General features: G+C 73.4%; 15 protein-coding genes. 11 read left to right on the top strand and 4 right to left on the bottom strand.

Translation table 11 applies throughout. From position 1 onward, the window contains the following. The first annotated feature begins 39 nt into the window (after positions 1 to 39). The 8 genes from OIE67_RS16750 to OIE67_RS16785 all read left to right on the top strand — a co-directional run bounded on the left by OIE67_RS16750 (position 40) and on the right by OIE67_RS16785 (position 12550). A complete protein-coding gene (locus OIE67_RS16750) occupies positions 40 to 984 on the top strand; it encodes a lantibiotic dehydratase C-terminal domain-containing protein (protein WP_326641285.1) in 945 nt (314 codons plus the stop codon). Beyond that, positions 981 to 2072 carry a thiopeptide maturation pyridine synthase gene (locus tag OIE67_RS16755; protein ID WP_326641287.1) on the top strand — a complete coding sequence of 364 codons (1092 nt, stop codon included), beginning with the start codon at positions 981 to 983 and terminating at the stop codon, positions 2070 to 2072. Before OIE67_RS16750 ends, OIE67_RS16755 begins: the two co-directional genes overlap by 4 nt. Continuing rightward, a complete protein-coding gene (locus tag OIE67_RS16760; protein ID WP_326641289.1) occupies positions 2069 to 3583 on the top strand; it encodes a SagB family peptide dehydrogenase in 1515 nt (504 codons plus the stop codon). Before OIE67_RS16755 ends, OIE67_RS16760 begins: the two co-directional genes overlap by 4 nt. Continuing rightward, entirely contained in the window at positions 3580 to 5661 is a 2082-nt protein-coding gene (locus tag OIE67_RS16765; RefSeq protein WP_326641291.1) for a hypothetical protein, read from the top strand. Before OIE67_RS16760 ends, OIE67_RS16765 begins: the two co-directional genes overlap by 4 nt. Before the next feature lie 42 nt (positions 5662 to 5703). Continuing rightward, positions 5704 to 7641 carry a TOMM precursor leader peptide-binding protein gene (locus OIE67_RS16770; protein ID WP_326641293.1) on the top strand — a complete coding sequence of 646 codons (1938 nt, stop codon included), beginning with the start codon at positions 5704 to 5706 and terminating at the stop codon, positions 7639 to 7641. Positions 7642 to 7717: 76 nt separating this feature from the next. Further along, positions 7718 to 9490 (top strand): ABC transporter ATP-binding protein, encoded by a 1773-nt coding sequence (locus OIE67_RS16775; RefSeq protein WP_326641295.1) that lies wholly within the window; start codon positions 7718 to 7720, stop codon positions 9488 to 9490. Positions 9491 to 9571: 81 nt separating this feature from the next. Then, on the top strand, positions 9572 to 9769 hold the full coding sequence (locus tag OIE67_RS16780; protein ID WP_326641297.1) for a thiomuracin/GE37468 family thiazolyl RiPP peptide: 198 nt from the start codon (positions 9572 to 9574) through the stop codon (positions 9767 to 9769). Positions 9770 to 9877: 108 nt separating this feature from the next. Continuing rightward, the gene (locus tag OIE67_RS16785; protein ID WP_326641299.1) at positions 9878 to 12550 is read left to right on the top strand and encodes a lantibiotic dehydratase; all 2673 of its coding nucleotides are present in this window, start codon (positions 9878 to 9880) and stop codon (positions 12548 to 12550) included. Here OIE67_RS16785 and OIE67_RS16790 read toward each other — a convergent pair. The 3 genes from OIE67_RS16790 to OIE67_RS16800 all read right to left on the bottom strand — a co-directional run bounded on the left by OIE67_RS16790 (position 12528) and on the right by OIE67_RS16800 (position 17918). After that, positions 12528 to 15641, bottom strand: coding sequence for an AfsR/SARP family transcriptional regulator (locus tag OIE67_RS16790; protein ID WP_326641301.1), 3114 nt, complete (start codon positions 15639 to 15641; stop codon positions 12528 to 12530). The genes OIE67_RS16785 and OIE67_RS16790 overlap by 23 nt on opposite strands. A 153-nt stretch (positions 15642 to 15794) precedes the next feature. Further along, positions 15795 to 16928, bottom strand: a complete 1134-nt coding sequence (locus tag OIE67_RS16795) for a hypothetical protein (protein ID WP_326641303.1) — start codon at positions 16926 to 16928, stop codon at positions 15795 to 15797. A 90-nt stretch (positions 16929 to 17018) separates the two neighbouring features. Then, positions 17019 to 17918 carry an NACHT domain-containing protein gene (locus tag OIE67_RS16800; RefSeq protein WP_326641305.1) on the bottom strand — a complete coding sequence of 300 codons (900 nt, stop codon included), beginning with the start codon at positions 17916 to 17918 and terminating at the stop codon, positions 17019 to 17021. Between the two features lie 283 nt (positions 17919 to 18201). On the opposite strand from OIE67_RS16800, the gene OIE67_RS16805 reads away from it, so the two are divergent. Continuing rightward, positions 18202 to 18795 carry an MBL fold metallo-hydrolase gene (locus OIE67_RS16805; RefSeq protein WP_326641307.1) on the top strand — a complete coding sequence of 198 codons (594 nt, stop codon included), beginning with the start codon at positions 18202 to 18204 and terminating at the stop codon, positions 18793 to 18795. Here OIE67_RS16805 and OIE67_RS16810 read toward each other — a convergent pair. Continuing rightward, positions 18762 to 19544 carry an NAD(P)H-binding protein gene (locus tag OIE67_RS16810; protein ID WP_326641309.1) on the bottom strand — a complete coding sequence of 261 codons (783 nt, stop codon included), beginning with the start codon at positions 19542 to 19544 and terminating at the stop codon, positions 18762 to 18764. The genes OIE67_RS16805 and OIE67_RS16810 overlap by 34 nt on opposite strands. 312 nt (positions 19545 to 19856) lie before the next feature. Between OIE67_RS16810 and OIE67_RS16815 the strand changes: the two genes are divergently transcribed. Both OIE67_RS16815 and OIE67_RS16820 read left to right on the top strand, forming a co-directional pair. Continuing rightward, positions 19857 to 20483 (top strand): protein kinase family protein, encoded by a 627-nt coding sequence (locus tag OIE67_RS16815; protein WP_326641311.1) that lies wholly within the window; start codon positions 19857 to 19859, stop codon positions 20481 to 20483. A 267-nt stretch (positions 20484 to 20750) separates the two neighbouring features. Continuing rightward, the gene (locus tag OIE67_RS16820) at positions 20751 to 21824 is read left to right on the top strand and encodes a Gfo/Idh/MocA family protein (protein ID WP_326641314.1); all 1074 of its coding nucleotides are present in this window, start codon (positions 20751 to 20753) and stop codon (positions 21822 to 21824) included. The last annotated feature ends 5 nt before the right edge of the window (positions 21825 to 21829 follow it).

Here is a 21829-nt window from a genome sequence, read left to right on the forward strand (position 1 = left end):
ATTCCGGCGCTGGTTACGCTCCCGGCAATCCAGTCATTGATGACGACCGGTCTGTCCGCCGGCCGCGGTGGCGGAGGCGAGTCCGGGAAGCGGGTGTTGCCGGTGGCCGGCGCGCGGTCGTGGATCAGCGCTCACATCTTCTACGACGGCGACCTCGATCTCGTCATCACCGACCTGCTGGACACCGTACACAGCCGGCTCGACCACGCCGCGGCCGGCCAGGGGCTGTTCTTCCTGCGGTACTGGGAGGGCGGGCCGCACCTGCGGGTGCGCGTCCTGGCCGGGCCGGGACGCGCGGACGACGTACGGCGGATCCTGTCGGGCGCCGTCGCGGACTCACTCAACCGCCTCCCCGCACCCGTCCGGGTGACCCAGGAGGACTACGACAGTTACGCGCCCTCGATGGCGGCGCTGGAACGGCTGCGATCGTACGAGCGGCACCGCCGGCCCCCGAACTCGTTCGCCTTCATCCCGTACCGGCCGGAAACCGAAAAATACGGCACGGGTGCGGCGCTGCACGCCGTCGAGGACCACTTCGTGCGGTGCAGCGCGGCGGTGCGCCGGCTGCTGACGACGCGGCCCTCCCATGACCGGCGCACCACGGCCGCGTTCGCCGTGCTCGCCCTGAACAGGTGGATCGCCGCGCGCGGCACCGGATGGCCGGAGCAGGAGATGCCGCCGTGGCCGCCCGAGGGGCGGTCCCGGTACGAACGCCGGCGTCCCGCCCTGCGCGCCATCACCGAACGGACGCGCGCGCTGGCCGCGAACCCGCCGGGGGAACCGTCCGGGTTCGCCGGCGCCCTCGCGGCCTCCGCCTCCGAGCTGGCCGGCCGGCTCGGGGAGCCCGAAGCCGCGCCCGTCCTGGACATGTGCGCCCACCTGACCTGCAACCGGCTCGGCGTGAGCCTCGACGAGGAGCTCCACCTGCGCGACTGGGCCGCCAGGACGTTCGCCGAGCTCGCCAGGGAGGAGGCCCTCGCATGACGACCGGCTGGCACAGCGTGCACATCCACCACCACGGCGACGCCACCGACCGCCTGCTGCTGGAGGCTGTACGTCCCGTCATGGCCGAGCTGGCGGAGTGCGGGCATCGGTCATGGTTCGCCCGGCACTGGCGGCAGGGCCCGCACGTCCGGCTGAACGTCGAGGCCGGCGGCACGGCCTTCCGCGCGGAGGTGCTGCCGCTGGTCGCGGCGCGGATCGGCCCGTACCTGGCGCGGCTGCCGGTCACGGCCCACGACGAGGCCGCGATGGCGCCGCTGCACCGCCGGCTGGCGGAGGCCGAGGCGGAGCCGGGCCCGCTGACGCCCTGGTACGACGACAACTCCTGGCACACCGAGCCGTACGACGCCAGGACCGCCGTCCACGGCACGCCCGAGGCCGCCGCGCTGTACGCGGACTTCATGTGCGCCGCCAACGAGCACGCCTTCGCCGTCCTGGACGGGATGGCGCGTGGACGTGACGTGCTCGCGGCGGCGTTCGACGCCATGGTCGTCGTGGCCGACGAGTTCCACGAGGACGGCATCGAGGCCGGCTACCTCAGCTTCCGCTCGCACGCCGACGCCTTCCTCGCCCAGCGGGACAGCGGCGCGGCACGGCGGCGGGAGTGGGAGGCGCGCTTCCAGGAGCGGGCCGGTGTGCTCGGCGCCCGCCTGGACGCCCTGCTCGACCCCGGCTCAGGGGCCGTGGACGAGGCGACGGAAAGCCTGGTCGACGCCCTGCTGCGGAGCCGGGAACGCGGGCTCGGCCTGCGCGAACGCGGACTGCTCCCGCTGGGAGAAGAAGACGCGGACCCGGCCCTGGTACGGGACGCCTACCGCGAGCTGAGCCCGTTCCACCGCGCCCTCGCCGAGAACGAGCGGTGGCTGGCCGAGGTGTTCCCGTCCACCTGGTTCGCGCTCTTCCGGCTCGTCTTGAACCTGATGTACCTGCAGTTCACCCGCCTGGGAGTGACCCCGTTGCGACGCTACTTCCTCTGCTACCTGATCGCCGCGGCGGTGGAACGACGTACCGGCAGACAGGCCGCCGACGTGCTCCGCGACTTCGCCGCGGCGGGCGGGGACGCGGGGTGAGCGCGCTGAACGGCACGGCTGAGGTGTACGAGACCCTTCGGTTGCGCGACGGCGTGTCGGCCGGTCGCGGGCGCGGTGGCGTTCACCTGGTGGGGTATCCCGACGTGCGGCCGATCGACGACGAGGACCTGGCCGTGGCGCGGGCGCTTGCTTCCGGTGAGCACCGGGCCGGGGAGTTCTCGCCGCGAGAGCGTAGGTTGCTGGCGGGGTTGCGCCGGGACGGCTGGCTCGTCGCCACCGTCCATGACGGCGACACGCCCGTCTACACCCTGGACCCCCACATCTGCCCGGACGGGGACGCCTGCCCGGATGGGGATGCTCGCCTGAACGGCGACGCTTGCCCAGGCGGCGGTGCTTGCGCGGACGGTGATGACCCCGCGGTGGCTGCGGACCTCGTGGATCCGCCGGTCGGTGCCCGCTTGTCGCGCTTCACCACTATCGCGGCGGCTCCGGGCGGCGGCCTGCGGGCCACGTCGCCCCGGGCTTGGGCCGCCATCACCGTCCACGCTCCCGGCGCGCTGGCCGTCCTCGCCGATCCCGGTGCCCGCGTCCCGCACCCGGGAATCGGCGCGCGGGCGGCGGCCCTGCTCCGGCGTGACCTGCTGCGGTCCGGGCTCACCGTGACAGGGGAGGAGGACACGGAATTCCGGGTGCGGCAGTGGTCCGCGATCGACCTGGCGTTCCACCGGAGCAGCCGGGGCATCGACGGCGCGGTGGGGGTGGCCGGCGGGTTCGGCGCCACGTACTGGGGGCTGGAGCACATCACCGATCCGTCCAACCGGCCGCCCGCCGCTGGGCCCGCCGCCGCGCCCGCCGCTGGGTTCGCTGCCGGGCTCGCCGTCGGGCCTGCCATGGACCTGCCCCGTCCTGATCTCGAACGAGTCCTCGCCGCTGACCCGAAGCTGACCGAGGTGCTGCGGGCACGCCGGTCCGTGCGCGACCACGACGCGGAGCGGCCGATCACGGCGGGGCAACTCGCCGAGTTCCTCTACCGCTGCGCCGCGACCTCCGACCACCCGACACCGTACGGCGACCGGCCGCGCCGCGCCTATCCCGGCGGCGGCGGGAACCACGAGCTGGAGCTGTACGTGGTGGCGCACCAGGTGGACGGGCTGGAGCCGGGGACCTACCACTACGACGGCTACGGCCACCGGCTGGAGCCCCTGGGACGGAAGGCCGGCGCGGAGCGGGTCCTGCTGGACGCGGCGCGGACCATGTCCGGCGCGCGGGCGCGGCCACAGGTGCTGCTGCTGGTGACGGCCCGGTTCGAGCGGCTCATGTGGGTCTACGAGGGGCTGGCGTACGCGCTGATCCTGAAGAACCTCGGCGTCCTGGTGCAGACCATGTACCTCGTCGCCACCGCCATGGGGCTCGGCGGGTGCGCCCTGGGGAGCAGCGCGCCACTCGCCTTCCAGCGCATCTCCGGAGCCGACCCCCTCCGCGAGGACGTGGTCGGGGAGTTCATGCTCGGCACCGTCGCCGCGGAGCATCAAACGGGAGGGGACGCATGAGGCTGCGTCTGGTCGACCACGCGTACATGGCCCCGATCGAGAACGGGCTGCACATCGTCACCCCGGCCGGGCCGGTCACCCTCACCGGGGCGTCCATCGCCCGCTGGGTCGAGGCCCTCGTGCCCCACCTGGACGGGCGGTTCAGCCTGGCCGAGATCACGGCGGGCCTGCCGGCCGCGCACGCGGAGCTGGCCAGATCGATCCTGACCCGGCTCCGCGAGGCCGGCGTCGTCCGCGAGATCCCCGCCGGGACCGACGCTGACGGCCGCGACGAGGAATCGGTCGCGGGGCCCGCCCTCGGCGGTGGTGACGAAGTGCCGGGCGGTGGTTTCGCGGGGGAGGTCGCGTTCGTGGCGGCCCACGTTGAGGGGGCGCGGGCCGCGTTCGACCGCTTCCGTGAGCTCAAGGTCGCCGTCGCGTGTGACGATCCGGCGGAGGAACCGCTGGCGGAGGCGATCGCGGCCTTCCTGCGCGCGTCCGGGGCCGCGCACGTCCGGGTGGGCGGCGCGGGCGAGCTGGGCGAGGAGGAGCTGTGGAGCCTGGACGCGCTCCTGCTGACCTCCGCGCTCGGCCCGGCCTCCGCGAAGGGACGGTCGCGGGGTGGAAGTCGGGCCCCGGTCGCGCGGGACGGGCTCGCCGTCGGATACGTCCTGCGGGAGGGAACGGACATCTGGTACGTCCCCGTACGGGCGGCCAAGGAGGACCCCCTCGCCACGGTACGGCCGGAGTCGCTGCGTGCCCGCCTCCGCCGAGCGCCACGAGTCCCAGAGCCGATCACCGATCTGCACGTGGAGGCCGCCGCCGCGCAGGTGGGACGGGCGGTGCTGCGCTGGGCCACCGGCACGGCGGACCCACGACACGCGGGCAGACTGACCAGGATCGGGCCCGGCCTGGTCACCTCCAGACACCACTGCCCGCCGCACCCGTACGAGCTGCCGGCGGCGGCGCCCACCCCCGAGGCGGTGCTGAGCCGGGTTGAGCACCTCCGGTCGCTGCCCGCCGAGGACGGGCCGGCGTTCTCGGACGCGGCGATCAGGGCCGCCGACGAGCTGTTCGGCCCGTTCCGCTACCTCCCCGACGACTCCGCCGCACAGAGCCCGCTGCACGTCTCCGAGGCCGAGGTCGGCGACGCGCACGCAGCTGGGCTCGCAGCTGGGTCCGGGTCTGAGCACACCTCCGGGCCCAGGTCCGAGCGCGCATCCGGCTTCGGTACGGGCGGCGACGGACGAGCCACCGTCGTGCGCGCGGTGGGTTTCGACTACGCGGACACCAGGATCGAAGCGGCCCGCGCGGCGCTGGCCCGCTACGCCGCCGCCACGGTGGACCCACGCCGCCTGGTGGACTCCGGCGGTGTTCCGCTGGCCGCCGAGGACGCCGATCCGGCCGATCTCCACGCCGTCCTGGCCGCCGGCGTCCCCGGCGGGTTCGCGTTCGCGTACGACCTGGCCGCCGCGGCGATCGTACGGCTGCCGGCGGAACGGGCATTCCCCCGCCTGCCCACCGGAGCGGCCGCACAGATGCCCGGACAGGGCGAGGGCTACGGCCCGAGCTGGGACGAGGCCGTGACACGCGGACTGTGCAGCCACTGGACGTGCGACCCCGAGCTGATCGAGGACCGCGCGGGCCGGCCCGCCACGGTCGACCCGGCCGGGCTGGACGAGACAGGACGGCGGTGCTTCGCCCTGCTGGCCGAGCTCGGCGAGCTGCCCGAGGTCCGCGACCACGGCGGCCGCTTCGGCGTCACCGTGCTGTCGTTCCACCACGACGGGACAGAGGTGGCCAGGACAGCCGGAACCGCCTCCTCGGCCTGGACCAGAGGACTCCTCGACACACTCTTCGCCGTCCAGACACGGATCCACGCGGGCCACCCGCGCCCCCGCGAAGACGACCCTCGGCCCGCCACGCTCGCGGCGTCCATGACGCGGCTCGATCCCGGACAGTCCATCGACCCGGACGAGGTGGCGGCGGCCCTGGCCGTCACCGGCCGCCGCGCCGTCGTCCTCCCGCTCGACCACGACCCCGCCGTAGCGGTGATCGCCCCGCTGAGCCTGCGCGTGGCGATCACCGACCCCCGCTGACCGGCACGGCCAAACCCGAACGAACCCGGAAAGAAGGCGCGAATGGCAGAGCACCCCGTGACCGTGCTGGCGGGCGGGCGGATCGCCGGTGCCGTGGCGGAGCGGCTCGGGGTACGGCCCGTCCCCCTCCCGGACGGCGACCTCCCCCCGTCACCGGCCGTCGCCGCCACCGACGGCTGGGCCGACGTCGTCACGGCGGACCTGCGCGCCAGGCTCACCGGCCCCGTGCTCCCGGTCCGCACCGAGCTGGACACGATCGTCATCGGCCCCTGGGAGACCCCGGGCGAGCAGGGATGCGCCTCCTGCGCCGCCTATCGGCAGTCCTGGGCCGGCCCGATGCACGAACGCAACGAAGCCGTCCGCGAACGCCACGCCGAGCGGCTGGCCGGCCCGTCGCCGCTGCTGACCGAGGGCGCGGTCCGCCTGGCGGCCGCGCTGATGGCCGACGACCTGCGCTCCCACGCCGCCGGCGAGCGGCCGCGGACCCGCGGCACGGTGCTCACCGTGGACCTGCACGACCTCACGATCACCCCGCACCGGGTGCTGCCCGACCCGCTCTGCGCGGTCTGCGGCCCGCGCGTCACCGACGAGCCCCCGGTGGCGCTGGGGACGCCCAGGCCGGTCCCGAGCCACGCCGAGGGCGCCGTACGCGGGCGCGATCTCGTCGCCGAGCTGGACGCGCTGACCGAAACCTACGTCGACCAGCGCACCGGCGTCGTGTGGCTGCTGCACGACCGCACCTCCGGCGGGGCGATCCTCAGCTCGGCGGAGGTGTCGCACCGGTGGGGCAGGGGATCGGGCGGCTACGGCCGCGCCCCCGAACGCCGGGTCAGCCGGACGATCGCGCTGCTGGAGGCGCTGGAACGGTTCTCCGCCGCGCCGGGACGGCTGCACCCGCCGAACGTGGGCACCTACCACGACCTGGCGGACCGCGCCCTGGACCCGCGCACCCTCGGGCTGCACCCACCACAGGCTTACGAGGAGCCCGGTTTCGGGTACGAGCCGTTCGACCCGGACCGCGACTACCGCTGGGTGTGGGGCTGGTCGTTCCTGCGCGGCGAGCCGATTTTGGTGCCCGAGACGCTCGCCTACTACGGGACCCACTCCCACGAACCGGACAACCGCCCCTTCGTCTACGAGGTCTCCAACGGGTGCGCGCTCGGCTCCAGCCTGGAGGAGGCGGTCCTGTACGGGATGCTGGAGATCGCCGAACGCGACGGCTTCCTGCTGACCTGGTACGCGCGCATGCCCGTACCGGAGATCGATCCGGCCACCCTCGACGGGCGCGACGCGCTCCACCTCGCCGCCCTGCGCGCCGAGACCGGCTATGACCTGCGCCTCTTCGACATCACCACCGAGCACGGCATCCCCGCCGTGTGGGCCCTGGCCACCGCCGCCCCCGGCACCGGCCTGCCCGCCGCGTTCTGCACCGCCGGCGCGCACCTGTCCGGCCGCCGCGCGGTCATGGGCGCGGTGGCCGAGCTGGGCGACATGCTCACCAGCGGCATCCGGTACGGCCTCACCCCCGAGGCGCGGGCCAGGGCGGCGGCCATGGCCGAGGACTCGTCCGCCGTCGAGGAGATGGAGGACCACCCGCTCCTGTTCCACGATCCGCGCGCCGCGGCCAGGCTGGACTTCCTCACCGCGGGCACGCCCTCCCGCGCGGCCGGCGAGATCGGCGCGGGCACGGAGGAGTTCGCCTCCGGCGACCTGGGGGAGCTGATGCGCGCCGTCGTCCGCCGTTACACCGGGTCGGGGCTGGACGTCGTGGTCGTCGACCAGACGCCGGACGAACTGCGCGCCATGGACCTGCACGCGGTCAAGGTGCTCATCCCCGGCACGCTGCCGATGACGTTCGGGCACCGCCACCGGCGCACCACCGGGCTGCCCCGGCTGCTGGAGGTCCCCCACCGGCTCGGCCACACCCCGCGCCCCCTGACCGAGGACGAGCTCAACACCGAACCGCACCCGTTCCCATGAAGCGCCCGAGACCACCGGACCGCACTCGTACCCCGAGACGTCACAAACCCGTCCGAGACTGCGGAGAGAAGGATCGATGACTGAACAGGCGGCGGCCGCCCGGACGGTGGCCGTGTGGCGGATCTTCCTGGGCTGGGCGCGGCCGTACCGCGCCCGGCTGGCCCTGGGCCTCGTGCTGGCGCTGCTGTCCGCGGCGAGCGTCCTGGCGCTGCCCCTGGCCACCCAGCGGCTCGTCGGGCAGGTCGCCGCCGGAGACCCGGCACTCGGCTGGATGCTGCTGATCGGCGGGCTGGTCGTGGTCAACGTCGTGCTCAACGCGGGCAGCTGGTTCCTGCTCGACCGGACGGGCGTCATCCTGACCAGGGACGTCCGCCGCCTGCTCGCCTCGCGCTTCGTGCGGGTGGGCATCCCGGAGTTCGACCGGCTCCGGCCGGGCGACCTGCTCGCCCGCGCCACCGCCGACGCGGCGAGCGCGGACGACCTGGCCGGCTATGTGCTCGTCGGCCTGGGCGTGCACATCCCCGTGATCATCACGGTGATCGTCTTCATGGCATTCCTCGACCTCGTCCTGCTGGGGCTGACGCTGGCCGTGGTCGTCGTCGCGTTCCTGGCCTTCCGGCTGGTCGCCCCCAGGATCCGGAGCGCGAGCATGGCCACGGCCGAGGCCGTCGGCACGCTCACCGCCGACCTGGAACGTGCTCTCGGCGCCCTGCGCACCATCCGGGCGTTCGGCGCGGAGGGGGCGGAGGAGGCCCGCCTGCACGCGGCGGCGGAGGCCGTACGCCGGGCCAGGACCAGGGCGTCGCTGTGGGAGGTGGTCTCCGCGAACGTCACCGGCCTGACCTACCAGCTCGCGCTCCTGACGGTGCTGACGGCCGGCGCGGCCAGGGTCGCGACCGGGACCATCGGGGTCGGCGTGCTGGTGGCATTCCTGCTGTACGTGTTCTACCTGATCGGGCCGATGCAGAACGTGATCCAGGCGCTCGCCTCGTACCAGTCGGCCAGTGCCGGGGCGACGAGGATCGCCGAGGCCCTGGACTATCCCGCCGAGCCCGGCTACGAGCCCCCGCCGCCGCAGACGGACCGCTCACCCTTGAGCGTGCGCTTCGACTTCGTGCACTTCGGCTACGCCGCCCGCCCGGTGCTGAGGGGCCTCACCTTCACCGCCGCCCCGGGGACCGTGACCGCGCTGGCCGGGGCCTCGGGGGCGGGCAAGTCCACGGTGTTCGGCCTGATCGAACGGTTCTACGAGCACGAGGACGGCCGCATCCTGGTCGGCGACCGCGACATCAGGGACTGGCCGCTCGCGAGGCTGCGCCAGGCGATCGGGTACGTCGAGCAGGACGCTCCCGTGCTGGCCGGCACCATCCGCGACAACCTGACCTTCGCCGCCCCCGGCGCCACCGACGCGGAGCTGGCCGAGGTGCTGCGGATGGCCCGGCTCGACCGGTTCGTGGCCGGCCTGCCCGACGGGCTCGACACGACCGTCGGGCACCGCGGCGGCACCCTGTCGGGAGGCGAGCGGCAGCGCCTGGCCATCGCCCGCGCCCTGCTCCGCCGGCCGCGCCTGCTGCTGCTGGACGAGGCCACCTCGCACCTCGACGCCGTCAACGAGGCGGCCCTGCGCGACACCGTCCGGGCCATCGCGCGTTCGGTCACCGTCATCGTGGTGGCGCACCGCCTCTCGACGGTCATGGACGCCGACCGCATCGTCGTCCTCGACCGGGGCGTCGCCCGCGCCGTCGGCACGCACGACGAGCTCAGGAGGAGCGACCGCCTGTACGCCGACCTCCTGTCCAGCCAGCTGGGCGGCGCCGCGCCCGTCGCTCCCGGTGTGCCGGCGAGCTGAACCAGGCCAGGAACCGGCCGGGGGCGGTTCCCGAAAGTGTCCGGCTCCCGCTGGGGGAACCGGGTGAGAGAAAGGAACGCGATGAGCTCCGCGAAATCGAAGTTCTCGGTCGCCGACCTGCCGGTCGACGTCTTCGAACTGGAGACCGGCGACCTCGAGATCGAGTCGCTGACCGGCGGCCACGGGATGCTGGAGCACGGCGCCTCCAGGAACTGCGGCTGCTCCTGCCAGATCATCGGCTGCAGCTGCTGCAGCGGATCGCCCAAGTCACCGAGGTGATCCGGGCCGGACGGCTGACACCCCGGCATCGGTGAGGGGCCCGGCCCGGCACGCACACCGGGCCGGGCTCACCCATCCGGACCGCAGCCCGGAGCACGAAGGAGATCGATGAGCTCAGCGCAGGCGTCCGCGCGGATGGCGGGCGTGACGGGAGACGCGGTGGTCCGCGTCGCGGGGCTGGCGGCGGCGGCTCTCGACGGGCTCCGTTCGCCGCGCCTGGCCGCCGCCCTCGACGACGTGCTGGCCCGCCGGGACGGGCACCGCGCGGAGGGGCGCGCGCTCGCCGGCGCGCTGCACGCCGTGATCGGCGACCTGCCCAGGGACGGTGTACGCCCGCGCGTCATCGGCCTGCGCCGGGCCCTGCACGCCGGGCGGCGGCCGGGTGCGGGGGAGTGGACGCCGGAGATCGCCGGGCGGCTGCCGGCTGAGGTGTCGCGCGGGATCGCGGGCTGGCTGGCCGGCGCCGCCGCCCTCGCCGCCGCCGAGGAGCGCCTGCCCCGGGTACTCTCCGCCGAGCGGGAGTCCGGCCTGAACGCGCTGCTGAAGGCCGCGACGGACCCGGGGTTCCGGATCGCGCTCGGCGGTACGAGCCCCGTACTCGCGGCCGAACTGGAGAAATGGATCGCCGGCCCGAGACGCACGCCCAGGACCGGGACCACGACGACGCTCGCGCGCTACCTGGCCCGCGCCGTGACGAAGACGAGCCCGCTCAGCACGTTCACCACCAGCGGCCCCGTGCTGTGGCGAGCCGGTGGTCCCGCCGTCGAGACGCGCCCGGTGGATCGGTCCGGCGCGTTCGAGCTGTCCTACTACCACATCCGCGAGAACATCGCCGCCTTCGTGCTCGGCCGTCCGGCCCTGTCCGGCCGGGCGCCGATCGCGCTCAACGCCTCCGCCCAGCGTCTGGGGGAGCAGGTGGTGTTCCTGCGCGGCTTCGGGATGCTCGGACTGCTCGGCGGCGAGCGCTACTGCGCCGTCCCCGCGCGGCCGTCCGTTCTCGCATTGGTGGAGCTGCTGGGTGGAGAGCCCGGGGGATTGCCCCGCCACGTGCTCAGGCAACGCCTCACCGCGGGGGACGCGTCCTTGGACGAGGAGGTCGACGCCTTCCTCGACCACCTGCTCGACGCCGGCCTCCTCGTGCCCGGGCTGCCGGTCGCGTACCCGCACGAGGTGCTCGTCGGAGCCGCCGCATGGGCACGGCAAGGGATGGAAAGCGAGGCCCGGGCGTTGCCGGTCGCTTTGGAGCGGGCGGCCGCCGCGCTGGCGGTGCGTCCTGCGGTCGGCGATCTCGTCTCCTACCGGGCTCGCCGCGAGGCGGTGGTGAGCGGGCTGCGCGAGCTGGCCGGGTTCGCCGTGCCGGGTGATCCGCAGCACGCCATGTTCACCACGCTGACGACCGTCAACGTCCGCGACACGGCGGTGGCCGCGGAGCCGCCGGCCGTCTGCTCGGCACGCGCGTGGCGGCCGGTCGCCGACGACCTGGACCTGATCCGCCGCTGGATCGCTCCCTTCGCGCCGCACCTGCCGGCCAGACTGGCCCTGACCGAGCTCTTCGGCGACCGGCTGCGCGAACGCGGCCCCCTTCCCGTGATCGCGTTCTACCGTGAGTACCAGCGGGCCGTGACGGCGGAGGACGAGATCGGCGCCGAGCTGCGCGGCAGCGTCGTCGCACCGTCGGCGCTGCATCCCGAGGACAGCGTGCTGGACCGGGTGCGCCGGCTGAGCGACGTGATGGCCGACGCCCTCGCAGCCTTGTCGCCCTACCCACTCAACGCCGGCGAACCTGGCGCGAGCGGACCCGTCACCGTGCCCGCCGAAGCCCTGCGAACGGCCATCATGGCCTACCCGCCCTGGGTGCCCGAAATGCGGTCCATCAGCGCCTACGTCCAGCCCGCCGGCGGTTTCGGCGTGGTCAACGCGCTGGGCACCGGCTTCGGTTCCGTACGCGCCCGCCTCGACCATCTGACCGGCTGGCGGGGGACCGGCGTGGCGGACCCGGGCGCAGGGCCGGTCTACGCGGCGTTCGGCAGCCGGTTCGGCATCTCGCTCAACGACCACCGCCGGTGCCTCCCGTACCAGCTCGGCGGCACCCCCGGCCTGATCGGGCGCGACGGCGCCGCCCGGCTGCGGATCGAGGATCTCGTCGTCCGGCTCGACGAGGAGAGCGGCCTGCTCGGACTGGCCACGACCGGCGGGCGCGAGGTGCGCGTCGTGCACACCGGGGTGGCCGCGCGGGAGTTCCTGCCGCCGTTCTCGCTGCTGCTGACGGTGCTGTCAGGTGACGTGCCGCCGCTCACGATCCTGCCGCCGCCGCACCCCTCCCGCGCCGCGCCGCGCGATCGGCGCCGCGACTGGCCCCGCCTGGTCGTCGGCTCGCTCGTGGCCGGACGGGCGCAGACCAGGTTCCCCGCCGGCGACGTGCCGCTGCCCAGGCAGGGGGAGGAGGAGAGCCGGTTCCTGCTCCGGCTCGCGGAGTGGCGGCGGGCCGAGGGGATCCCCCGCCGGTGCTTCTTCCGTACCCGTCCAGAACCGGAGAGCGTGGACGAGCGCCTGACCACGTCCCCGGCGTCGTGGACCCAGACCCAGGAGAAGTGGCACAAACCCATGTATCTCGACTTCGGCAGCTGGCTGCTCGTACGCGGTTTCGCCGCGGCCCTGCGCCGGCCCGGCACCGCGCTGGTGACGTTCGAGGAGGCGCTGCCCGACCCGTCCGCCGCGCAGAGCGGCGATCACCACGTCGCCGAGCTGGTCCTGGACGTCACGGCCGGTTCGCCGCTCTGAGCCGGTCGTCCAGCGTCTCCACGCCGCTCTCGTGCGCGATCGCGCGGAACAGCTCGCGCGCCTCCTCCCAGACGGCCCCGGCCGCGCGGTGGTCACCGGCGGCGGCGTGGGCGTCGCCGAGGGAGCGCAGCGTGCGCGCCAGGTAGGGGATGGAGCCGCGGGTCCGCCACACCCGCACCGAGCGTTCGAGGGTGGCGATGGCGGCGGGCACGTCCCCTTCGGCCAGGTCGAGCTGCCCGAGCACGCTGAGCGCGTCGGCGAGGTAGTGGCCGAAGTTGCCGTCCTCGCTGTAGGACAGCGTGAGCTCGGCGGTCGCCCTGGCCCGCGGGTCCCCGATCGCGGCGAGCAGCTTGGCGAGATAGAGCAGCGAGAACGTCTCCAGATAGCGGTAGTTCAGCCGGCGCGCCATGGCCAGGGAGCTCTCCAGCAGTGCGCGGCCGCCCTCGGCGTCGCCGCAGAACGCCTTCGCCGCGCCGAGGAACTGGGTGACCGTCGTGGTGTAGTGCGGGTTGCCCAGCGCCTCGGCGACCTTCGCCGCCTCCTGCAGGACCGCGTGCGCCGCCTGCGGGTCGTCCTCGCCGTGGATGATCGCCATCACGTGGTAGGCCCGCGCCTGGCCGCCGAGGTAGCCGGCGTCGGCGGCCGTGCGCAGGGCACGCCCGGCCAGGGCGAGCGCCTCCGCGCCGCCGTTCCCGTCGGCCGTCATGCTCCACGCCAGGGTCGCCAGGGCGTCGGCCATGCCGACCGGATCGTTCAGCCGGGTGAACAGGTCGAGCAGCTCCGTCGCGCCGGCCCGCATCCGCCGCATCGCCGGACCTGGGCCCGCCGGGGAGTTCCAGGTCGTGACCTCCAGCAGGCCGCGCATCAGCACGGCCTCGCCGCGCTGGTCGCCGGTGCGCCGGCAGAGCGCGAGCGCCTGCTCGTGCATGCGCTGCCAGCCGTCGTACAGGCCGCGCACGTTCAGGTACGTCTCGGTGGAACCGGCGAGATCCCAGGCGAACTCCGGCAGGCCCGCCTCGCACGCCTGCGCGACCGCCGTCATCAGCGCGGCGTGCTCCGCGCCGAACCAGGCCATCGGATCGGCCAGCAGCGGCCCGGCGACCCCGGCGGGCAGCCGCCAGCGCGGCGCGGGACCGTGCATGAGCGCGTGACACGGGCCGGGAACGTGCTCCGCCGCGGACTCCGCCAGCGCCAGCCACGCGCCCAGGGCCCGCCGGAGCGCGGCCAGGCGCTCGGTCTCCGGGTCCTCGCGTTGTGCCCGTTCGCGCGCGTACAACCGGATCAGGTCGTGGAAGCGGTAGCGGAGCCCGCCGGTCTCGTCCGGGCCGGTGAGGGTGAGCAGGTGGGCGTCGACCAGGATCTCGATCTCGCGTTCCGCCTGCCGTACCGGCACGTCCAGCAGAGCCGCCACCGTCCAGGAGGCGAAGTCGGGCGCGTCGAGCAGGCCCGCCAGCCGGAAGGCGCGCTGCGCGCCGGGCCGAAGCGTCTGGTAGCTCATCTCGAATCCGGCCCGGATGTCGAGGTCGCCCGCCACGAGCTCGTCCAGCCGGTGCCGTTCCTCGCCCAGGACGCCGGCGAGATGGGACAGGCTCCACTGCCTCCTGCCGAGCAGCCTGGCCGCCGAGATGCGCACCGCCAGCGGGACCCGCCCGCACAGCCGGGTGATCTCCAGCGCCGCGTCGGGGTCGTCCTGGACGCGTTCGTCGCCGACGATCCGGCCCAGCAGCGCCATGGCCTGCGCCGACGGCAGGACGTCCAGCTCCAGCAGGCTCGCGCCCTCCAGGCCGACCAGCCGGACCCGCCCGGTGAGCAGCACGGCCGTGCCGGGAGCTCCGGGCAGGAGCGGCCGCACCTGCTCCTCACCGGCGACGTTGTCGAGCAGGACGAGGATCCTGCGCCCGGCCAGGCTGCTCCGGTAGAGCGCCACGCGCTCTTCCAGCGAGTCGGGGATGGAGGTGGTGCTGACGCCCAGGGCGAACAGGAACCGGCTGAGCACGTCCTCGGGGCGGGCGGGATCGGCGGAGGCACCGCGCAGGTCGGCGTAGAGCTGGCCGTGCGGGAAACGGCCCACGATCCGGTGCGCGACGTGCACGGCCAGCGTGGTCTTGCCCAGGCCGCCCAGGCCCGCGATGCTCGCCATGGCGACGGTGCCGGGCCGCGGCCTGGTGAGGGCCGCGGTGAGGTCGGCCACCTCGCGGTCTCTGCCGGTGAAGTCCGCGATGTCCGGGGGTAACTCGGCGGGCACGGGCGCCCCCGGGTCGTCCGCCGGGTGTGCGGCGAGGTAACGGTGATCCGGCTTCGCCGGCGGGCGCCGGGCCTCCCCGGCCGTCGCCGCGGCGCGGGGCACGAGGTCGAGCGAGGGGTCCTGGGTGAGGATCCGCTGGTGCAGCTCGTGCAGCTCCTCGACGGGATCCAGGCCGGTCTCCGCGATCAGCGTCCTGCGGGCGCGCGCGTACTCGGCGAGCGCGTCCGCCCGCCGGCCGCAGCGGTACAGCGCCAGCATCAGCTGCGCGCGCAGCCGCTCCCGCAGCGGGTACGCGTCGATGAGCGCGGTCAGCTCGCCCAGCAGCTCGGCGTGGCGGCCCAGCCGCAGATCCACGGCGATCCGCGACTGCAGCGCCGACAGGCGGACCTCGTCCAGCCGCGCCGCCTCCGCGGCCAGCATCGGGACATCGGTCAGGCCGGAGAACGCGGGCCCGCGCCAGAGCTCCAGCGCCTGGCGCAGGCGGTGGGTCGCCTGCTCCGGCTCACCGGCGTCCTCCGCCGCCCGCCCGGACCCGGCCAGGGCCTCGAACCTCGCCGCGTCCAGCTCGTCCCGGACCGGCGGCACCAGATAGCCGGAGCCCTGCCGTACGATCCGCGCCGGGTCACCCAGCCGCCGCCGCAGCCGGTGCACGTACGTCTGCACGTTCTTGGTGGCGCTCCTCGGCGGGTCGTCCCCCCACAGCGCCCCGGCCAGCTGATCCTCGGAGACGACCGTGCCCGCCCGGCACAGCAGCACCGCCAGCAGCACCCGCGCCTTGGGCGTGCCGAGATCGAGCTGCTCACCCTCGCGCCACACGGTCACGGGACCCAGTATTCCGAACTCCATCGCGCTCCCTCGGCTGGACGCACTGTAAAACCTAGGCGGCCAGTTTGGGTGATCCAGGCGGTGAAGAAACGATTGCAAACTTCTTTCACTCCGGGTCGACCCCAGCGGTCAGCTCACACCGCCCCGATGTTCACGGTCAGGCCGTCCCACGGGTCATCCGCCGGGCCGGGCGGTACGGGCGAGGTGATTGTGCAGCTCGGCGTGGCGGAACTGGTAGAGCGGGCCCACGCTGCGGAGCAGTCCGAGACGGTGCATGTCGTCCAGGAACGGGATCAGCTTGCGCGGCAGGCGGCGCTGGGTCAGGAGGGTGAGCTCGCACGCGAGCCATGCGTGATGATGGCCGGACACCAGGCCGTACACGAATCCGCCGATGAATGCGGGAGTGAGTCCGTAGACGAGGCCGTTTTGTATCCAGGTCACAGGATCACCATCGAGGATTCCGATCACGGCGAACAACAAGAACACCATGACACCGAACGTGCATGTGGGCGCGGCGACACGGGCAACGGTGAGAGTCCGGTCGGCTCGCCATGTCGACGCGGCACTGGCTGAGGAGGTGAGCGGGGTGGGCAGTTCCATCTCTCTCGACCACGCCGACCTAATGATCATAGATCCGCCGATGAGGCCCAACACGATGCAGAGCAGAGCAACCACTCCGACCATGTACCTGTACTGGTGCGGTAGCGAGAGCGCCATGGGGACGGCTGAGATGGGAAGCCCCACCACTGCGACTGCGAGCCCGAGCCCGACTCCTCCGAAGCGACGCAGAATGAGTCTCCGGTTGGTGTAGCCCGGGGCCTCCTCGAACCAGTTGCCGACGCGGTCACCGACCCGAATCCAGGCGATGAGTCCCAGCGCAGCGCCGGCGATCTCATCCACGGGATCGCTGGTGCCAGTGAGGGAAATGGCCACCGCCATGGCCACCCCGAGTCCCACCAGGAACCCGACGGCCACCTGCAACAGACGGCGCCGTACGGGAGAGGTGGTGTAGCGGGCGACGTGCCACCACGCCAGGTCCCGGGTGCGGTGGCGGGTCAGGGCTTGGGCTAGGTGGCCGAGCCAGGCGCGGACCTCGCCGGGATCCCAGGCGCGGCGGGGCAGGAACGGGTCGCTGGGATCGGTGGTGGGTAGGCGGGCATGAATGAGAGCGCCGACGAGGTGGTCGAGCAGGTGGTGGCGCAGGGCCTTGGAGTCGTGGCCGAGCGGGCCGAGCAGTGGTGCGGGGTCGGCGTTGGACAGGATGTAGACCATGCGGAGCAGCCACAGGCCGAGCGGGGTGGCGGTCACCGCGGCCAGCGCGGGGGCGGCTCCTGAGCTGATGGCGGCCAGGACGGGTCGCCAATCGTGGCCGGGTATGGGCGGCAGGCAGGTACGCAGTTAGGCGGCGGCGACAGGTGGGGTGAGCGCGGCAGGGGCGATGACGGCCGCACCGGTCACAGTGTCTCCCGCGCTCCGTACGGCGGCGGCGAACTCGACGGTACGGCTGGTGAGGATCAGCTGGTCGGTCTCGGCTAGTGAGGCGTTCAGCGCCGTGATGACCTGCGCGCGGGCCGGAGCGGGCAGTTCGTCGAGGCCGTCGAGAACGGGCAGAATGTGGCCGCCTTCGGTGAGTGCCGCAGGGGTTGCCTCGCCGCCGTACTCGCCGGCGCGCAGCGTCGGGTAGATGGTGGCGAGCTGGGCGGTCAGCCATTCGCCCAGGTGGCGGTGGCGGGTGGTGTCCCAGCCGGCGATCGACAGCATCACCGGCACCGGTTCGGCGCTGGTGCGGGTGGCCAGGAGGTCCAACAGCAGTTGCACGGCCAGCGTGGTCTTGCCGGTGCCGGCGCCGCCGGTGATGACCAGGCGGCGGCTGCGCAGGGCGCGGAACTGCACGGTCAGCGCGCGCAGGTTCACGGCGTTGCCGGCGAAGGTCAGTTCCTGTTCGGCGATCCGCTGCGGGTGGTCCATCATGGCGCGTTTGGCGGTCAGCTGCCAGGCGACCGGCATCGGGTGCGGGTCGCCCAGCGCGCGGAGGCGGGCCTCGTCCTTCCACTGCCGCCGCACCAGGTTCGCCAGCGCCGTCTTGGCTTCGGCGACCATCGCGTCGGTCGGGGCGGCGGGCGGGGGTCGCCGTCGCAGCGCCCACGTGGTCAGCCCGATGGCGCTCCCGATCAGCATGGTCGCGGACACCAGCAGGCCCAGCAGCCGGGACGGGTCGAATTTTCCCTGGTCAGGCCACGTGATCAGGACAAAGATGAGCAACGCGATCACGAGGACGACGACCGCGGTGATCCGCAAGCGTCGCCGACGCTCCTCAGTGAGGGGCACGCCGGTCACTCCCTCCGGTCGTCACGGCGGGGCCTGGAGGTTTGGGCGAGGCGAGTGTGGGTTCGCTGCTTGGGCCGGCCTGGGTCGACGTCCAGGTTCTCCCGCGCCTCCACGGCGCGCCCGCACCTCGGGTCTTCCCTGCGCCAGTCTTTGCGGAAGTTTCGGCGGCAGGAGAACGGACGCCGAGCCGACACATCGGGCATCCCAGCAGTCGGCTAGCCGTCTTGCCCTTCACTCGGCGACGATCATCATCGTGAAAATCACGAAATATACCCATGCTTGTGTACGGCTGGAGCACGAGGATCGCGTCCTGGTCGTCGACCCCGGGACCTGGAGTGAGCCGAGCGCGCTGGCCGGCGCGGACGCGGTGCTGATCACCCATGAGCACACCGACCACGCCGACGTGCTGCGGCTGCTGGGCGCCGGTGTCGAGGTGTACGCGCCGCTCGGCGCCGAGCTGGCACTGCCGTACACCGCCGTGCAGGTGGACGAGACGTTCACGGCGGCCGGGTTCCGGGTGCGGGCGGTCGGCGGGCGGCATGCGCCGATCTACGGCGGCCGGCCCGACTGCGCGAACCTCGGCTATCTCGTGGACGGCACGCTCTACCATCCCGGCGACTCCCTGCACGTCCCCGAAGAGCCGGTGGAGACGCTGCTGGTCCCCTTGCAGGCCTCGTGGCTGAAGACCGCGGAGGTGATCGACTTCGTCCGCGCGGTCGCCCCCGAGCGGGCCTTCGGCATCCACGACGGGCAGATCAACGAGCGCGGCCTGGCCAGTGTGAACGGCTGGCTCGGCCAGGAGACGCGGCACCGCTACCGGTGGCTGGCTCCGCTGGAGAGCGGGTGACGCCGCAGGCGGGAGAGCATGGTCTCGGCGGGTCTGCCGAGCACCTGCTCCAGGTCCGGCGTCTGCTGCTCCAGGGCGCCGGCTCGCACCTGCGCGTTGAGCCGGCTCATGGGGCCGGGAGCGGTGTCCGGCACTTCGCGGTACGGCACGCCGAGCGCCTCGGCCACCTCCGGATGGCTCCACAGCGGGCCGGTGAAGCCGTAGGCCCGGCCCAGATGGCCCTCGCCGGTCAGGACGTTGGCCGCCGCCTCGGCCAGGTCGGAGCGGAAGGCGGTGTTCAGGCCCCGGCCCCCGGCGCTGCCGGTCAGCTCGCCGCCGGAGATCTCCGGGATGAACGCGTCGCCGTAGAAGGGGTGACGCAGGATCGTGTACGGCAGCCCGCTGCGCAGGATGGCCTGCTCCGTGGCGTGGTGGGCCTCCGTCATCCCGGTGGCCACCGTGCCGGCGTTCAGGAAACTGGTGTAGACGACGGCGCCGACGCCCACCTGCGCGGCGGCGGAGAGCGCGGCCAGGTGGTGGCCGATCCGGCGGGCGGTGTCGAGCTCCGGGGAGGAGATCAGGAGCAGGCGCGTGGCGCCGTCGAAGGCTTCGAGGAGACTCGCCGGGTCGTCGTAGTCGCCCCGCCTGATCGCGACGCCCGCGGGCGCCCGGCCGGGGTCACGCACCGCGGCCACCACCTCCGCCCGGGTGCGCAGCCGGTCGATGACGAGGTGGCCGAGCGCACCTGACGCGGCCGAGACAACGATCATGGAACTCCTTCGGTGGCAGACGGCTCATAGTGAAGCGCCCGCGGGCGGCCGGAGGCCACTCGTTTTCCGCCCGGTCCGGCGGTGAGCCTCCCGGAGCCCGGAGGCCGATGAGGTGGCCCGCCGGGTTCTTGGCAAAGCCTGGTGGCGGCCTCACCATCGATGACGGGGTGTCGAGGCGAGGGAGGTCTCGATGGGGTACCCGGCATCGCCGGCGGGGGAGATCCGGCAGTTCGGTGGCTTCTGGCTGGCCGGCGCCTCGGTGCGGGCGGGCAGGGCGTCGTCTATGAGGCGTACGACGCCGCGGGGGAGCGGGTGGCGGGTTTCTGCACCGCCCGGGTGATCGCGGCCGACGTCGCCGCCGCCGAGCCGTACATCGTCAGCGAGTACGTCGACGGCCCCAGCCTGCGCCGGGCGATCGCCGAGCGCGGCCCTCTCGACCAGGCGCAGCCGCACCGGTTCGGCACCGGGATCGCGACCGCGCTCACCGCCATCCACATGGCCGAGGTCGTGCACCGCGACCTGGGCCTGGGGCGCGGTGCTGCTGTTCGCGGCGACCGGCCGGCCGCCGTTCGTGGCGGAGACGGCGCAGGCGGTCTACCACCTGGTGCTGACCCGTCCACCGGACTTCTCCGTACTGGACGGGACGATCCGGTACCTGGTCGAGGCGGCGATGCGGCCCGACCCGGCCGCGGGCTCTCGACGTCCACCTCCAGGTGGACGCTGCTCCGCGAGGCGACCACCCGTAACGGATCCGGAAGCAGCGACACGCTCAGACCGGCCTCCCAGATCGGCAGCGACAGAACCGTCTGCACGAACGAGACGGTCGTCACCTGGGTGATCGACTTCTCCTCGGCGAAGCGAAGCAGGGCCGGTTCAGGAACGGGCCCGTCTCCCACGGGCGTCCAGAGGTCGGTGAGCATCGAGCCGGGAATGCCGTAGACGGCCGCCACGTCGCTCGCGTACCGGGCCGCGACCCGGAGCGGGTCCCGCTCGCCGAAGTCGAAGTAGGGCCGCTCCAGGTGCTCCGGCCCGCATTCTCCGCGCACAGCCCTGGCGCGCCCGAGCGGCGTTGACCGGAAGGCGCGGAGCGGCTTACCGTGGCGTCTAGCAAACCGATTTGCACAGCCTCCGAGAGAGGGCCTGAGCGCCCACCATGCCCGGCGATCCGAGCGCTCCCCGGACCCCCAACTACCGAAAGGTGCCCAGTTGAGCAAGCTGCGCGTCGGCGTCATCGGGCTGGGCGAGGTCGCCCAGGTCATCCACCTGCCCGTGCTCGAGTCGCTGCCCGGCCGCTACGAGATCGCCGCGATCTGCGACCTCTCGCCGGGCCTGCTGGAGCGCGTCGGCGACCGTCACCGCGTCGGGCGCCGCTACTCCGGCCACCGCGAGATGATCGCCGACGGCGGGCTCGACTGTGTGATCGTGCTCAACAGCGACGAATACCACGCCGACTGTACGATCGCGGCACTCGACGCGGGCCTCGATGTGCTGGTCGAGAAGCCGATGTGCCTCAGCCCCCGCGAGGCCCGGGATATCATCGCGGCCCGCGACCGGTCCGGCAGGACGGTGATGGTCGCCTACATGCGGCGTTTCGCGCCGGCGTTCACCGAGGCGGTCGCGAAGCTGCCCGAACTCGGCCCGATCCGCTACGCCCGCGTCCACGACGTGATCGGCGAGAACCGGCTGATCGTCGACCAGACGTCCTACGTCGACCGCCCGGACGACGTCCCCCAGCAGGCCGTGGACGAGAAGTGGGCGCGCAGGTCGGCGCTGGTGAAGGAGGCGCTGGGCGACGTCCCCCAGGAGCTGGAGTGGACGTACGGGCTGCTCTGCGGCCTCGGCAGCCACGACCTGTCCGCCATGCGGGAGCTGCTCGGACGCCCGAAGGAGGTCTCGGCGGCGAAGATGTGGCGCGCCGGCGGCTACGTCGTCGCCCTGCTCGACTACGGCGACTTCGTCGTCACCTACGAGACCGGCGTGGACCAGCAGTTGCGCTACGACACCTACATCGAGGTGTACGGCGCCAGCGGCACCATGAAGGTCGAGTACGACACGCCGTACGTCCGCCACTTCCCGACCACACTGCACCTGGAGCTCACCGACGGCGACTCCTACGTGCGTTCCGTGCGGCGGCCCCACCTCAAGGACCCCTACACCTACGAGCTGGAGCACTTCCACGACGTCGTCACCACGGGCGGCACGCCCAAGACGACCCCGGAGGACTACCTGCAGGACATGGAGCTCTTCGTCGACATCATCCGGGCCCTGGACAAACGCTGACCGAC

The sequence above is a fragment of the Nonomuraea fuscirosea genome, from assembly GCF_035917475.1.
GTDB classification, from domain to species: Bacteria; Actinomycetota; Actinomycetes; order Streptosporangiales; family Streptosporangiaceae; genus Nonomuraea; species Nonomuraea fuscirosea.

What these genes read in the sequence shown, in the direction of transcription:
- OIE67_RS16780 (WP_326641297.1), top strand. Translation starts at nt 9,572, where the DNA reads ATGAGCTCCGCGAAATCGAAGTTCTCGGTCGCCGACCTGCCGGTCGAC.
- OIE67_RS16775 (WP_326641295.1), top strand. Translation starts at nt 7,718, where the DNA reads ATGACTGAACAGGCGGCGGCCGCCCGGACGGTGGCCGTGTGGCGGATC.
- OIE67_RS16765 (WP_326641291.1), top strand. Translation starts at nt 3,580, where the DNA reads ATGAGGCTGCGTCTGGTCGACCACGCGTACATGGCCCCGATCGAGAAC.
- OIE67_RS16785 (WP_326641299.1), top strand. Translation starts at nt 9,878, where the DNA reads ATGAGCTCAGCGCAGGCGTCCGCGCGGATGGCGGGCGTGACGGGAGAC.
- OIE67_RS16810 (WP_326641309.1), bottom strand. Translation starts at nt 19,544, where the DNA reads ATGATCGTTGTCTCGGCCGCGTCAGGTGCGCTCGGCCACCTCGTCATC.
- OIE67_RS16755 (WP_326641287.1), top strand. Translation starts at nt 981, where the DNA reads ATGACGACCGGCTGGCACAGCGTGCACATCCACCACCACGGCGACGCC.
- OIE67_RS16770 (WP_326641293.1), top strand. Translation starts at nt 5,704, where the DNA reads ATGGCAGAGCACCCCGTGACCGTGCTGGCGGGCGGGCGGATCGCCGGT.
- OIE67_RS16750 (WP_326641285.1), top strand. Translation starts at nt 40, where the DNA reads ATGACGACCGGTCTGTCCGCCGGCCGCGGTGGCGGAGGCGAGTCCGGG.
- OIE67_RS16790 (WP_326641301.1), bottom strand. Translation starts at nt 15,641, where the DNA reads ATGGAGTTCGGAATACTGGGTCCCGTGACCGTGTGGCGCGAGGGTGAG.